This is a genomic window from Larkinella terrae, from assembly GCF_009668025.1.
Taxonomy (GTDB): Bacteria; Bacteroidota; Bacteroidia; order Cytophagales; family Spirosomataceae; genus Larkinella; species Larkinella terrae.
Map to the genome: position 1 here is coordinate 290,161 of NZ_WJXZ01000007.1, position 15,142 is coordinate 305,302.

The window sequence follows — 15,142 nt, forward strand, 5'->3', positions numbered from 1 at the left end:
CATGTACCCTTGTATCCACGGACTGTTAGTCCGTAAGATCTTGGTGTTAAACGGTGTTCTAAACCATCCAGAATCTCACTAACTAGACGGGATCGCCCGCCGGTCCGTAACAACAAGAAGAACAACAAATGCTCTATCCTGATTCATTTGAACAAAAATTAGGTTTCGATAAAATCCGCGATTTGCTCCGGCAGGCTTGTATGAGCCCGTTGGGACAGTCGTATGTTGATAAAATCCGGTTTTCCGATAATTTCCAGCTGATCGACAAAATGCTTCGGCAGGTGGCCGAATTTAAAACCATCGTGCAATACGAACCGGAATTTCCGGCGTCGAATTACCTGGACATTCGGCCGCAGCTCGGTAAGATTCGGATCGAGGGCATGATGCTCACCGAAGAAGAATTTTTTGACCTGAAGCTCACCCTGCGGACCATTCAATTGTGCCTGCGGTTTTTGGCGGGCAAGGAAAAAGACGTTTACCCGTACCTGACCGAACTCGCCGATTCCATCACCGTTGACAAGAAACTGACGGATGCCATCGAGCGCGTGATCGACGACCGGGGCCACGTCCGCGATTCGGCCTCGCCGGAACTCGCCAACATTCGCCGTCGCATCATCACTGAGCAGGCCGGTTTGCGCAAAAAACTGGACGGCATCATGCGGAATGCCCGCCAGCAGGGCTGGATGCCCGACGATATTTCGCTCACGATCCGGAACGGGCGGGTGGTTATTCCGATTTCGGCGGAACACAAACGGCGGCTGAAAGGCTTCATCCACGACGAGTCGGCCACGGGCCAGACGGTTTTTATCGAACCGGCGGAGGTGTTCGACACCAATAACGAAATCCGCGAACTGGAATACGAGGAACGACGCGAAGTGGCCCGCATTCTGCGCGAATTGACCGACGTGCTTCGCCCGTATCTGCCTGAATTACAGCGAGCCACGACTTTTCTGGGTCTAATCGACTTCATTCGGGCAAAAGCCCGGTTTGCGCTGCAGATCGACGCCGGAATGCCGAAGCTGGTCAACCAGCCGCTGGTGGACTGGCTTCAGGCGCGGCACCCGCTGCTGCACCTGTCGTTTCAGAAACAGGGCAAAAAGGTGGTCCCGCTGAATCTGCTGCTCGATCCGGGTCAGCGAATCCTGATCATCTCGGGGCCGAACGCCGGGGGAAAATCCGTTGCGCTCAAAACGATTGGGCTGCTGCAATATATGGTGCAGAGCGGTTTGCTGATTCCGGTTATTGAAGGCTCGACGGCGGGAATTTTTCAGAATCTGTTCATCGACATTGGGGACGAACAGTCGCTGGAAAACGACCTGAGTACCTACAGTTCGCACCTGACCAGCATGAAGGCGTTTGTGACATTTGCGAATCGCAAAACGCTGTTTCTCATCGACGAATTTGGTACGGGAACCGAACCCGGTTTGGGGGGCGCCATTGCCGAGGCCATTCTGGAGGAACTGACCAAATCGGGTGCGTACGGGGTGATCAATACGCACTACACTAACCTGAAACTTTTCGCCGATAAAACCACGGGGCTGGTCAACGGGGCGATGCGGTTTGACGGCGAACACCTGGAACCGCTCTATGAACTCGAGATTGGTCGGCCGGGCAGTTCGTTTGCGTTCGAGATTGCGTCGAAAATCGGATTGCCGAAAAATGTCATCGACCGGGCGAAGGAAAAACTGGGATCGCAGCAGGTCAATCTCGAAAAACTGCTGAAAGAACTGGACATCGAAAAGCGGGTTTTTGCCGAAAGAAACCTGGAAATGGGGATCAATCAGCGCAAACTGGCCCAGCAACTGGCCGAAACCACCGCCCTGAAAACCCGACTCGACAACGATCAGAAAAAATTGCTGAACGAAGCCAAGCAGAAGGCCAGGGCCTTGGTGGCCGAAGCGAACCAGCGGATTGAAAACACCATTCGCGAGATCAAGGAGAACAAGGCCGAGCGTGATATGACCCGGCTGGTGCGGCAGGAACTGGAGCAGTTTGATAAAAAAGAGCTGCGGCAGGAAACCCTGGTGGAGGATGCAAAACCGGCCAGGGCCAAGGTTGAAACGGAAGAGTTTCTGCCTGAATCCGGGACCATCGCGGTAGGTAGTTTTGTGCAGATCAAGGGGCAATCCACGATTGGCGAGGTGCTGGCGATTCGGGGAAAGGACGCCGAAATCCGGATTGGCGATCTGAAATCCACCATCAAGCTAAACCGCCTGGAAAAAGTCAGTCGCAAAGTCTACCGCGAAGCCGTGGGCGAAACCGCCCGCCCGAAAATACAGGGCATCGACCTGAATGAGAAGATGATGAACTTCAGCTTCAACCTTGACATTCGGGGACAAAGGGGCGAAGAAGCAATGGTGGAACTCGATAATTTTATCAATAACGGCCTGATGCTCGGCTATCCTGAACTACGGATTGTGCACGGCAAAGGCGACGGCATTCTGCGCACCTTAGTCAGAAACCACTTGCGGACCTTCCCGCAGGTTGTTTCCATGCAGGACGAACACGCCGACCGGGGTGGGGCCGGAGTAACGGTGGTGAAATTGTCGTAAATTGTTCTGAACTTGGATTCCACGGATTAAAGGATTAACCAGGATTGTTACCGCTGGTTTTTATCCAATAAGATCCTTTTAATCCTTTAATCCGCGTAATCCAAGTTCAAAACTCATATATCTCCGCTGCTGTCAACGTAATCCCCAATTTCGTCAGCTCGATTTTGGCTTCCAGACCATCGTAAATGGTGTATTTCCAAAAGCCAGCCGAGCGTTCGTAGACTTCAATGATGTACTGCTTCTGCTGAACGAGCAGGTAATAATGTAAGGATGGTATTTTGACGTATTCAAATCGCTTGATTATCGGATCTTTTCGTTCTGAAGAGTCTGAAACCACTTCGATCAGTAAACTGGGCGAGCGAACGACTGTTTCGGAATCGTCGGCCAGATCGGCGGGCTCGCAGGTGTAGATCACATCCGGGTAGACGTATTTTTCACCGGTTTTTAGTTTTTGCTTGATGCTTTCTGTAAAAACCGTACAGCCACTTTTCCGGGAGAAAGGGTACAACAGGCGGGCAAAAGATTGAACGATAGTATTGTGCCGTTTGGTGGTTCCGGCCATGGCAAATACTTCTCCATCAATGTATTCATACCGGATCCCTTCCTCTCTTTCCAGCGCTTCATACTCCTCGAAGGTATACAGCTTTTTTTGCGGGTCTGCGACCATGATGAATTCAACGTTTCTTGCTTCCATAAAAATAAGAAATTGCGGATAAATAGTCTTATCCTTTGACGGTTTCGCGTCCGGCAGGTAACGCATTGTCCTGAAAAAGTGACGCGCGGAGTTTTCGCCTTGTTAGAAAAAAGCGTTTCTTTACCCGTTATTTGACTAGCTGCTCTGAGCTTCGCATTTCGACCGATTGTATGAATTTCAAACGCTTTCTTCCTCATTTACTAGCCGTTATTGCATTTGCAGTATTAGCCGTTATGTACTGCTCACCCGTTTTGAAGGGCAAACGACTAAACCAACACGATATCATTCAGTCGGTTGCGGCCAGTCGCGAAGTGGTCGAATACCAGAAACAAACCGGAGAGTGGGCCTGGTGGACCAACAGCATGTTCGGCGGAATGCCGACCTACATGATTGCCGGTGATTACCCCACCAGTCTGACGCATAAACTGGGTCAGTACATCAATCTGCTGCTTCCCGATCCGGCTAACTACCTCTGGCTGATGATGTTGGGTGGCTATATTTTACTGTTGGCGCTGGGGGTTAACAGCTGGCTTTCGGCCCTGGGGGCGGTGGCTTACACATTTGCGTCGTATACGTTACTCAGTCTCGAAGCCGGTCACGTTTCAAAAATACTGGCGCTGGCGTATGCGCCGGGCGTTCTGGCGGGCGTGATCATGGCCTTGCGGGGGCGTTATCTGGCCGGGGCCGCCCTGACAGCGGTTTTTCTAGGTCTTGAATTATACGCCAACCACGTCCAGATTACGTATTACCTCGCTTTCGGAATCATCATTTACGTGCTGATCGAGAGTGTGGTGGCCATCCGCGAAGGACGCGTTCGTTCGCTGGTTCTATCCTTATCGGCGCTGGCCGCAGCTGCCATTCTGGCCGTCGGTACGCACACGACCCGGCTCTGGAATGCGGCTGATTACGTGACGGTTACGACCCGTGGGAAATCCGAACTGACCATTTCGCCGAAAGCCGAAACCGGTGCTCCGGCGACTGCAACTGCCAGCCCGTCGGGCGGTTTGGACAAAGAATACGCGTTTCAGTACAGCTACGGAATTGGCGAAACCTTTACGCTGCTGATTCCAAACTACGCCGGAGGACCTACTATGGGAGCGCTGACAACGGATTCGGAAACGTACAAAAAGATGACCGGCATTGGTGTCGATCCGGGTATGGCGCAGCAGTTTATCCAGCAACTGCCCCTCTATCACGGAAATCTCTACAGTCAGAGTGGCCCGGCATACGCGGGAGCCATTGTCATTTTCCTCTTTGTTCTGGGTTTGATCATTGTTCCGGGACGTTTGAAATGGTGGTCGTTAGGCATCGCAATTTTTTACATTGCGTTGGCCTGGGGGCATAATTTCCCGGCTTTCAATTATTTACTTTTCGATTATTTTCCCGGTTTCAACAAGTTCCGGGCGGTTACAATGACGCTGACACTGGCGCAATTGCCGCTGATGATGCTGGGCATTCTGGCGCTGAAACAGATTGTGGATAAGAAACTGACGGCGGCAGAACTGAACCGGCCTCTGCTCATCAGTCTGGCTGTAACCGCCGGGTTGTCGCTGCTAATGGCGCTGGCCCCTACGGTTTTTCAAGGCTTCCGGGCCATGAATGACGAAATGTTTTCCAGTAATCTGGAACAGGGTTTACAAAATAAAAATCTGGCGGAACAGGTGGTTGCGGCTATTGTTGACGACCGCATCAGTATGGTTCGCACGGATGCCATTCGGTCAGCCTTTCTGATTTTGGTGGTGGGAGCATTGATCTGGCTGTTCGTTCGGGATCGCATCAAGTCGGTTATTTTCTACCCGGTTTTGATGGCGCTGATGATTTTTGACCTCTTCAACGTCGATAAGCGGTATTTCAACAACGATGATTTTGTGAGTAAACAGTCCATTCAGGAGACGGTTACGCCCACAGCCGCCGACGAGCAGATTCTGGCCGACAAAGCCCTCGATTTCCGGGTGCTGGATGCCACTACTAGTTTCATGAGCGATGCGAAGGCATCCTATTTCCACAAATCCCTGGGGGGTTATCACGCGGCCAAACTGCGCCGGTATCAGGAGTTAGCGGAATTTCAATTATACCGGAATTTACGCCAGACGCCGGATGCACCGAATTATTTCAATGTACTCAATATGTTGAATACGAAGTACCTGATTACGCAAAGCCAGTCGGCCAACCCGCAACAGGCGCCGGGACCACCGGCGGCTCAATTGAATCCCGGTGCGTTGGGAAATGCCTGGTTTGTGGCAGATTATCGGATGGTGCCGAACGCCAACGCCGAAATGCAGGCCCTCGATAGCCTGAATACCCGCCAGTCGGCCGTGGTCGATCAGCGATTTGCCGAGCAACTGAACGGCTTGAAAATCCAGCCCGATTCCGCCAACACGATCCGGCTGACCAGTTACAAACCAAACGAACTAACCTACGAAAGCAATGCCAAAAGCGAACAACTGGCGGTTTTTTCGGAAATCTACTACAACGTTCGCGACGAGTGGAAAGTGACCGTCGATGGTAAAGAAATGCCCCACCTGCGAGCCAATTATGTGCTGCGGGCCATGCGCGTTCCGGCCGGGAAACACACAATCGTTTTCAAGTTCGACCCGGTTTCGATTCGCGTCGGCAAGGTGGTCGATCTGGTTTGTTCATTGCTGATTGTGGCCTTTATCGGAACGGCGGTTTATTTCGAACGAAAGAAGCGAACCGTTTAATCAAGTTTGAAAGGTGACTTTTATAACACCTGTAAGGTTTTAAAAGACCTTACAAGTGTTTTTTCGTCAGTTGCCGGATCGAAACCAGATGCCCGAACAAAACCAGCGGAACAACCACGCCGGGCAATCCGACGAATGGAAACTTCAACACGCCCACATTTGGCTGATCGAACGCCAGTTGCTGAATGGGTAGGGGCGCGGCCAGCACGGCATGCGTTACAATATTGATAAGCAGCAACAGCGCCAGAATGTTCCAGATCAACAGCTTTCTGCGGGCGGCCGCAGTATTCTGCGACGCCCAGTAAGCCGCGAGTGGGGCCGTCAATCCGGATAGAATATCGAAATTCCTACCCTCGAACGTCATCAGCTCGGGAATGAAGTGATGGATGAATAAACCATACAGCGCCAATTCCACCGGCACCCGAATCGTATTCAGCCAGGTCAGGGTCTGGATCGGAAGCTGATCAAGAAAACGACGTGAATTTTTAGTCAGGAACAAAGCCAGAATAAGTGTAAACGGCGGTAAAATCACCATAAAAAAGCGCGGTGGCACCGCATCAGTTTTCAGGAAAAAATCGCTTTGGGCCAGTGCCAGTAAAACCGCCAGCCAGGTGAGGATACCAAAAAGAATAAAACCGGCTTTGGTCGGTACGGCCTGGCGGAGGGCTGCATAAAAAACTGCCAGGGTAATGATTAGAATTCCGCCGAAACAAAGGCTCAGCCAGATGGGCGGATTTTCGTACAGGTGCGAAAGATTGGGTTGCATTTGATTTACAGATTTGGTTTGATGCTGTAAAACAAGTTTGCAAAACGGCAACGTAGAGACTTTTTCAGCACTGATTCAATGAATGGTACTGTATTCGCGGATGAATGGTCAGCCGACGGCAAGCTGTTGGAGCCACTTGCGGAATTCGACGTTCCGGTAGCGACTGACCGTGACGGTTTCTTCGGGCTGGTTTTTGTGCAAAGACGGCGTTAGCGTAACGATCAGTTTGCGGTTGCTGTCGTCCTGCACGCTTCGAACGGCTTGTACGGACACGATAAACTGCCGGTTTAGCTGGAAAAAATAATTGGCGGGAAGCTGGTTTTCGAGTTTTGCAAAGGAATTGTAGTGGGTGGTCAACTGCTGCCCATCGGTTTTGACCAGCAGGACAAGGCCCTGCGTCGAGAAAAAATACGCGATTTCGTCCGGTCGGAAACGGAGTTGACGCGCCCCGAAGTCGATCAAGACCGCAGCTTCCGAAACCGGTCGGGTGGTTTGTTGCAAACCGGACAGTTTTTCGTTGAGATTTTCAGCGGCCTGTTGTTTCTCAAGTCGGAAAGCCTCAAGCAGATACAGTCCGACGTAACCACCGTTGACAAGCGTTGCAATGGTAATGCAGACAAAAACGCCGGACGTAAGCTGAACCGCATTGGGCCAGAAGCCAGTATAAAGCCGGATGGCATTGGGAAAGACAACCGAAAACGTCAGCAACGTGGCAAAACCGCCTAACAACAGTTGCCGGCCGATGCGTCGGGCTGGATTGTAGGAAAACGGTAAATTACGATCCAATAACCGAAAAATCAGGAGATTAACCGACCAGCACGACAGGATCACCGTGCTTACGGTCAGAAAATAAGCAATCGGAAATTGGTAATCCGTCTGCCACGGAAACCGCCGGTAGAAGACCACATGCGAAGCTACGGTTGCCAGAACCGGCACCAGAATCAGCAGCAAAACTCCGTGTTGGCGACGGTTCAGCGGTTCCATGCGTATTTTCGACGGCCTTTTTTTGTATCTAAAACCAGAACGACTTTCTTGCTGTTATTCATCAAACGAAAAAACATGGAACCAGACGAAACCGCCCCGGAATCCGATAAACTCGATCGAATCATTGACGCCCGGATGAAACTCAAACGGCGGTTTGAAGAAGCGATCCAGAATACGCCCTCGATGACCGACGAAAAACCGCTGGGCTCGGGTCCGCCGAACCGCCACGGGATGCCGAAGATACCAAAAAGTCAGACGGTTACGAAAAAATGGCCGGTGCTGGACTTGGGTCATCACCCCCGGATTCCGCTGGATAAATGGCAACTGGCCATCGATGGCGAAGTGGAGAATCCCATTCGATTGAAATGGGCCGATTTCATGGCTTTACCCCAAACGAAAGATGTGAGCGATTTTCACTGCGTAACGACCTGGTCGAAGCTGGATGTGCCCTGGGTGGGCGTCCGGTTTGCCGATCTGGCCGCGTTGGTGATGCCCAAAGAAACCGCTACGCACGTCATGTGCTACGGTTTTGACGGTTACTCGACCAATCTGGCGTTGGTGGAAGCGCTCAAGCTGGATGTTCTTCTGGTGCATACCGCCGAGGGCCAGCCGCTGCCGCTCGAACACGGCGGCCCCGTCCGCATGATTACCCCCCAGCTCTACGCCTGGAAAGGGGCCAAATGGATCAAACGCATCGAGTTTCTGGCCGGAAACCGCCTGGGATTCTGGGAAGAACGCGGATATTCCAACACCGCCTACCCCTGGCGAAATGATCGGTATAGCTGAAGAGTTGCAATTGTTTCGCGGGGTTGAGCGGAGAAAAAGAGTTAAGCGGAGAAATTAATTAAAAACTCTGCGTAACTCCCTTTTTCTCCGCTCAACTCTGCGAAACAACTCTTTAACTCATTAGATACTATTCTCCATAAATGCGTAACACAGCATGTGGCAGATCGTCATGTGGGCATCTTCCACGCGGCCGTAATGCTGAGAGTCGATGACGATCACTTCGTCGGCCAGATCGGCCAGGCTGCCGCGTTTTCCACCGACCAGCGCAACCGTCGTCAAATCGTGTTCCTTGGCCCATTGAATGGCTTTTACCAGGTTCGGTGAGCTGCCGCTGACGCTCATGGTCAGCACCAGGTCGCCCGGTTGGGCATAGTTCTGCAACTGCCCGAGAAATACGTCGTCGTAGGAATAATCGTTGCCGAGGGCGGTAATCCAGGCGGTATTGTCGTTCAGCGACATACAGCGAAACCGCTTGCCCAGCCGGTCGGACGCTCCTTTGCCCAGATCCGTAATAAAATGGGAGGCATTGGCCGCGCTGCCGCCATTTCCAAAGACAAAAAACTGCCGGTTTTCTTTCCAGCAGGTCTTCAGCAGTTCCACAATCCGTTCGACGCGATCAACCGGAATGGAATTGAGAGCTTCCTGGTGGTGAACGAGGTATTGTTCAAAATAGGTTTGCATAATGCAGTAAAAGTTAAAGGATTTCTGGAAGAGACCGGACTATGTTCGGCCCTTCAGGTTATAAACTTAAAGCGCCAATCGGTACAACATTTTCGCCCAGTTCAGCCAGCCGAATGGCCGGTCCGGGTTGAAAAGCGCCCATTATGTACGTTGGCAGGATTTTTTCAACGGCAGCCCGCAGCGGTTCGCCGGTTAGCGACAGACCGCCCCCCAAAATAATTACGTCGGGATGCAGTAAATGGACTACATGCGACAGGCCAAAAGCGAGATCATCGGCGATTCGCTCCAAAATCCGCCGGGCTGTCGGGTCGCCCTGATCAAAGGCCGCCCGTAAAAACCGGGCTTCACCGGTTTGGTGTTCGCCCACCAGTTGCTTTAAAATGGCACTCTCCGGCAGTTCGGCTGCGGCCCGGCGGACTTCCTGATCGACTGCCCAGCCGGAACAGACCGATTCGAGGGTAGTACCGGTTTTGTCGAGCCGGATGTGGCCAATTTCGGTTTCGCCCGGCGGCATACCGTGGTAAATTTGCCCATCGACAATCAATCCGCCACCAACGCCACTGCCCAGTGTGACGTAAAACACCTGCCGGAAGGTCCGCCCGGCGCCGTGGACCGCTTCGCCCAGAGCCGCCACGTTGGCGTCATTTTCCACCCGAATCCGTTCGGCCGCGGTCCGCTCGCGCAGCCAGTCGGCCAGCCCAAATCCCGACCAGCCTTCAATCTGATGGGAGGTTGCGATTCGTCCCGTCTGGGTGTCGACGGGGCCACCGAAGCCGACACCAACGGTCTGGATGGGTTCGGAAAGCTGGTCGATGGCTTTCTGGATGTGCGCCAGAATACCGGCGGCTCCCCGGGATTTGTCGACTGAGAATCGAAAATTTTGTTGGATCGCTGTTCCTTTGCCGGCTACGATCTGCAGTTTCGTGCCGCCAATTTCTATACCAAGATTCATGTTAGTCGGCGGAGTTACCATCCGCCATGCCGGAAGCAAGTGGTTTATTCAGGGTTTTACAAGGTTGTCACACGACAAATGCGTGACTGCGCGGCAAAGTAAAGCAGAAAAAAATTACCGAAGGGTATCTTTCTGAAGATCCGGCTGATTTCGTTTGACGAGGGCCGGAAGTTGAATGGCCGGACCGTTTTCCCAGGAATCTGCGCCGGTGATGGACGCCCGGCCCAGAATGTCGCTGCGTAATTGCCGCTTTTCCGCCGACTCGATATGAAGCCGCTTATCCCGGTTTTTCAGCAGATCGGGATCAAGCTGACCATCCCGCGTAAAACTCATCAGCAAAGCCGGTCCGCCGAGGGGCAGCTTCGAATTTGAACCGTTTTGCCAGGTTTGCCAGGTTTTTCCGTAGGCAGACACCAGTCTTCCCATCAGGTCGTGTTCCTGTTCATCCGACAGATTGGGCGCAACCAGCAAACCGCCTTTGACCAGATACCGGTAACTATGCCAGAGCTTTTTTTCATCCTCCGGCAATGTTTTAAACAACCGCTCCGAGATAATGTATTCAACACCAGTCAGTTTGGCATTCCTCGCATTTCCGTCGAAAATAACACACTGCGTTACATCTTCGCTGAGCTGCGAACAATAGTGATGCGTTTCCTGCTGGCTGGCACGGTTTCCGCTAAAAAAATGAAAATCGTTGAGGTATAATTGAAACGAACTGATCGGAATCCCGCTGGAATCTGCCTTTAATCGGCTGTTCAGAAGCGGTTTTTCATTATCGGAAGATTGTACTTTAGTAGAGGCAGTATCTTCTCCACAGGCCAGTATCAACGAAGCCAAAGCTAGGTAAAACCCGAATTTGATCATTGTAATGAAGTACTCCTTTTTTCTCAGGTAAGCAGAGAGATAGACTGTAAAATAGGTTCGGAGTAAATGTACACCAGTAAATTCATTTCCAGTAAGGAAGTTTATTAACGGATCAGTTTATTTTCCGATTTCAAACCAATAGTTATTTGTATATAAAAACAAATATCCTGTTAGTTTAAGTGAAAAGGTTGTTTGTCGTGCGTAGTAATTCTGGAATTATAAATCAGGCCTAATATCAGTAGTCCGATGAAAATAGCAATGGCTATCTGCAAGGTAGAAATGAGATTAAACTGGGATGATTCGCTTTTTGATTCCTTCACAAGGCTTTGGCCCTCAGTATATTGAATCGTTATTAAATCATTTAAACCCTTTATTAATTGCTGAAATACAACCGACCCCTTTTCATTGAATAACTCACAACCGGTTTCTTTATAACCCGTTTGTACACAGTGGAGAATCTTATTTTCGAGTTGCCCGTATTGATTAACCCGGTTTTTAAATAACTGAAGGCTTTTCGCTTCCTCGGCGATCAGGAATGTTTTTTCGTAATTGGTGAGCAGCGAATCAATCGAACGATTCTGTTTTTTAAGTAGCCGGTTGATTTCCTGTGGTGAAGAATGAGCGGAAGAGAAAAGATAGCGTTCCAGTATCAACCGTTTGGTGTATAAATTCTCGCTTAAATAAACCATATCGACCGCCGGAACCAGGCGATCCCGATAAATGGAAGAGAAAGATTTATCAATGTCATTTATATTTCTTCGCGAAAGAAATGTACTCAATACAATGAGTAGCATAATTCCGGTTAATAGAACTGCCGCTTTTAATTTTTGCTGGATAACAAAGGACCATTTCATACGAATCGTGATTTGAACTACCGGGAAATTTCGTCCCGATTGGTTTATTATCAACGAAATTTAGACTATTTGTGTATAGATTTTACTATTTCCGGATTTGGAAGTCAATAATTGGGAAACAAACCAGTAGCCGACCCGCCTTGCCCACTATTTTAGTGGGCCACAACCATTTTTCTGGTGAAAACACCCTGAGCGGTTTCGACCCGCAGAAGATACGTGCCGGTTGGCAGGTTGCTGACATTGAACCGCACGGAGGTGGCGGTTGGCCGCGATGACCGCACGGGCAAAATCCGCCCCTGCAAGTCGGAAATTGTCAGATTTTTTACCCCCTGAGTCAGCCAGTCCGACTCTAGCACCACCTCGCTCGAAGCCGGATTAGGATACAAGCGGGCATCCGAACGAACCGGCTCGACCGCCGTAATGGTTTGCCGAAATACCGGCACCGCCGGAAAATCCCGGAATAGCGCAGCGGTTTCAACACTGGCGTCGGCCCCAAACCAGTCGGTCAGGATCGCTGCGTAAACCTGGCGAAAATCAGTCTGCATTTTCAGGTTACTGGCGTCCAGATCGCTCAGGTTCGGATTTTTGCCCACAATCACGGTTTTAACGGCATTGCCAAAAACAAACATCGGAGCCGAAGTGCCGTGGTCCGTGCCGAAACTCCCGTTGGATTTGGCCCGTCGCCCGAATTCCGAAAACGTCATCCCCACCACCCGATCATCGACTTTCAGTTGCGTCAGGTCGTTTTGAAAGGCCAAAACCGCGTCAGAAAGGGTTTTCAGCAGGGTTGCGTGCGTACCAGTGGTGGTGTCGGAAGCAACCACCTGGTTGGCATGATTATCAAAACCGCCCAAAGTGAGGTAATAAACTTTCGTTTGCAAACCGCCACTGATGAGTCGGGCGATGATTTTTAACTGGTCGCCGAGGGCATTTTTATCGGGATACACTGCCAGATTTTTTCCCTTGCCAGCCGCGGTTTTGATCTGGCTGGCATAACTGACCGAACTGGCCTGCTGTTGGCGAATGAAGTCGATCTGTCGTCCGGCATAGCCCGGAATCGTGGTCAGCGGATCTTTGGGCGTTTCGCCCACCAGCCGCGCAAACGTCTCGGGATCTTGCAGCACAATGGCCATTGAGTTGGTCGGGCCGAGGAGGGTTGTTGCCGTTACATAGCCAATCTGAACGGCTGGCGGGTCGGGTAATTTGTCGGTTGGGTAATTTTCGGGAAATCCCGGAAACCGACTGTCCAGGTAGCGCCCGGTCCAGCCCGAGGTAGCGGTTTTGTCCGCATCCGTTCCCGTCATCCAGATGTCGCTCGCCCGAAAATGGGAAAAATTGGGCGACGGATACGAAACGCCCTGCACAATACTCAGTTTGCCTTCGTTAAACAACTGCTGCATTCCGGTCATCGCCGGATGCAGACCGGTTTCCGGATAATACTTCAGTTTCAGCGCTTTGGCTTCGGGAATGGCAATGTTTCCCCGAAAACTCGCGGACGAGTACAGATTCATCTGGTCGAGCGGGATCACCGTGTTCAGGCCATCGTTCCCGCCCTGTAACTGAATGATGACCAGCACCCGATCGCTTTGCTCGGCCAGGCTGATCAGCGATTGCACAAACGACGACGGACGCGCAAAGGCCCGGGCGCCATACCCATCGACCAGAACCGGCAGCAGCAGCGAGGAGGCAGCGTGTTGTAAAAAATGACGACGCGATAGTTTCATTGGGCGAAAATTTCATTTAATAAACCTGGTATTCTGCCATTCGGAAAACGTATTGCAGGAAAGCAGTTAGTTTGGTCTGGACGGCCCGTTTTTTGGCGGCATCGTTCGGAGATTTGACGTAATCGTTCCACTCACCAGCCCATTCATAACGCGGAATCGAATTGAGCAAAACCGTATCGGTCAGAAAGTCTTTTTGCGCCTGCGTCAGGGCAACCGCCAGCAACTGCCCCGTTAGTTCATTAACCAGTTTCGCCGGATCCGTGGGGTCGGAAAGCGTTTTGACGTAGGGCAGAATGTCGATAACCGGTTTTCCGTTCAGCTTCAGGGCGCTGGTCGTTAAGGCATCGCCGAAAGAACCGCGTAGCCCCAGCGTAGCCGAATTAATCCACTGCTGGTAATAACCGGTTTGGTAGAAAGCCGTCCAGCCGAAAACCGTCGGCGGATTCAGTAATTCCTGCTTCTCTTCCTTGACCCGGGCATTGATGTAATTCCCAACCTGGTGAAAAGCCGTTATGTTCTGGGAGGAGTCCGGTGCCTGAACATCCCAGAAGCGCAAGGTGCTCACAACCAGATCGGCTGGCGATTTAATGATGGCACCCCGCAAGGATTCATCGAAGAAATGCTGGCTTTGAAATAGAGCCGATAACACCGGTTTTACCTCAAAATTATTCTTCCGGAAAACCTCCGCCAGGGGCTGGATAAAATTAGTTTCGACGTCTGCCGGAATCTCCGAGTTGATAAACCAGCGGTAAAGTTTGCGGCAGATGTAGCGGGGCGTTTCTGCCTGGCGCAGAATCATATCCAGCAGCTCATTTAGTTCGTCCAGACCCGCATTGTTTCCCGTTCGCCCTTTAATCACGGTATTCTGATAGGCTGCCGAGAACTGTTTATCGCCGGTATCGTGCCGGTTGGCCCGAAACGCGCTGGTGATGGCCGCATTGTTGACATCGCGGTAACCGGTGTCGGCCCAGCCCGTCAGGACGCGCGCGGCCGCCTTGACGTCGTCTTCCGTATACCCGCCGTTGCGACCGATCGTAAAAAGCTCCTGGAGTTCGCGGGCGTAGTTTTCGTTAGCGGTACCGGCTACGTTCTGATTTCCGTTCAAAAACCGGAGCATGGCCGGGTCCTGCGTGATGGCGATAGTGAACGCTTTAAAATTGCCCAGTGCGTGTTGCCGCAGCAGGCAGTTATAGCGGTACGTGTAGCGGTAATCCGTCACGGTTGCATCGTTGGTGACGAAGTGGTTCGACCAGAACAGCGTCATTTTTTCGAGCAGCGAAACCGGTTCATTGAGCATCAGATTGGCCCACCAGTTTTTAACGTACTGCTTTAATTTTCCCGTGTTGACCGAATCGAAAGGCAGGTCGTGAAACGTCTTGCCGGTTTCCAACGAAAGGGGAGGAGCAGGAACGGGCTGATCGGCCAGCAGTTTGGCCACCACCTGAGCCGCCGTTTGACCAGCCAACGCTTTGATCTGACCGGCGGTTGGGCCAAACGTGGCCCGGCGCAGGAGATAAGCCACCTGATCCGCCGTCAGCGGTTTCGGATATGCATCCAGTAAAGCCAAGATAGGATAGAGTTAT

Annotated in this window: 12 protein-coding genes; 3 read left to right on the forward strand and 9 right to left on the reverse strand. The window is 51.6% G+C overall.

Annotation, left to right across the window (positions count from 1 at the left end; translation table 11 throughout):
- Positions 1-128: 128 nt before the first annotated feature.
- Positions 129-2,552: an endonuclease MutS2 gene (locus GJJ30_RS14055; RefSeq protein WP_154175792.1), complete on the forward strand. Its 2,424-nt coding sequence runs from the start codon at positions 129-131 to the stop codon at positions 2,550-2,552.
- 106 nt (positions 2,553-2,658) lie between these two features.
- Here the strand turns inward: GJJ30_RS14055 and GJJ30_RS14060 are convergent, their stop codons facing one another.
- Positions 2,659-3,246, reverse strand: a complete 588-nt coding sequence (locus GJJ30_RS14060) for a Uma2 family endonuclease (RefSeq protein WP_229313122.1) — start codon at positions 3,244-3,246, stop codon at positions 2,659-2,661.
- Positions 3,247-3,479: 233 nt separating this feature from the next.
- On the opposite strand from GJJ30_RS14060, the gene GJJ30_RS14065 reads away from it, so the two are divergent.
- Positions 3,480-5,948: a YfhO family protein gene (locus tag GJJ30_RS14065; RefSeq protein ID WP_229313123.1), complete on the forward strand. Its 2,469-nt coding sequence runs from the start codon at positions 3,480-3,482 to the stop codon at positions 5,946-5,948.
- Positions 5,949-5,997: 49 nt separating this feature from the next.
- On the opposite strand, the gene GJJ30_RS14070 is transcribed toward GJJ30_RS14065, so the two are convergent.
- Together GJJ30_RS14070 and GJJ30_RS14075 are read right to left on the reverse strand one after the other, a co-directional pair.
- A complete protein-coding gene (locus GJJ30_RS14070; RefSeq protein ID WP_154175794.1) occupies positions 5,998-6,714 on the reverse strand; it encodes a DUF8737 domain-containing protein in 717 nt (238 codons plus the stop codon).
- A 108-nt stretch (positions 6,715-6,822) separates the two neighbouring features.
- Entirely contained in the window at positions 6,823-7,698 is an 876-nt protein-coding gene (locus tag GJJ30_RS14075) for a LytR/AlgR family response regulator transcription factor (protein WP_154175795.1), read from the reverse strand.
- 75 nt (positions 7,699-7,773) lie between these two features.
- On the opposite strand from GJJ30_RS14075, the gene GJJ30_RS14080 reads away from it, so the two are divergent.
- Positions 7,774-8,484, forward strand: coding sequence for a molybdopterin-dependent oxidoreductase (locus tag GJJ30_RS14080; RefSeq protein WP_154175796.1), 711 nt, complete (start codon positions 7,774-7,776; stop codon positions 8,482-8,484).
- A gap of 120 nt (positions 8,485-8,604) precedes the next feature.
- On the opposite strand, the gene GJJ30_RS14085 is transcribed toward GJJ30_RS14080, so the two are convergent.
- From GJJ30_RS14085 to GJJ30_RS14110, 6 genes are all read right to left on the reverse strand, one after another.
- Positions 8,605-9,168: a D-sedoheptulose-7-phosphate isomerase gene (locus GJJ30_RS14085; RefSeq protein WP_310588285.1), complete on the reverse strand. Its 564-nt coding sequence runs from the start codon at positions 9,166-9,168 to the stop codon at positions 8,605-8,607.
- Between the two features lie 55 nt (positions 9,169-9,223).
- A complete protein-coding gene (locus GJJ30_RS14090; RefSeq protein ID WP_154175798.1) occupies positions 9,224-10,117 on the reverse strand; it encodes an ROK family protein in 894 nt (297 codons plus the stop codon).
- A 114-nt stretch (positions 10,118-10,231) separates the two neighbouring features.
- A complete protein-coding gene (locus GJJ30_RS14095; RefSeq protein WP_205880564.1) occupies positions 10,232-10,954 on the reverse strand; it encodes an OBAP family protein in 723 nt (240 codons plus the stop codon).
- 197 nt (positions 10,955-11,151) lie between these two features.
- Entirely contained in the window at positions 11,152-11,835 is a 684-nt protein-coding gene (locus GJJ30_RS14100; protein ID WP_154175800.1) for an MCP four helix bundle domain-containing protein, read from the reverse strand.
- 152 nt (positions 11,836-11,987) lie between these two features.
- Positions 11,988-13,559, reverse strand: a complete 1,572-nt coding sequence (locus GJJ30_RS14105) for a DUF1501 domain-containing protein (protein WP_154175801.1) — start codon at positions 13,557-13,559, stop codon at positions 11,988-11,990.
- Between the two features lie 16 nt (positions 13,560-13,575).
- The gene (locus GJJ30_RS14110) at positions 13,576-15,126 is read right to left on the reverse strand and encodes a DUF1800 domain-containing protein (RefSeq protein ID WP_154175802.1); all 1,551 of its coding nucleotides are present in this window, start codon (positions 15,124-15,126) and stop codon (positions 13,576-13,578) included.
- Positions 15,127-15,142: the final 16 nt, after the last annotated feature.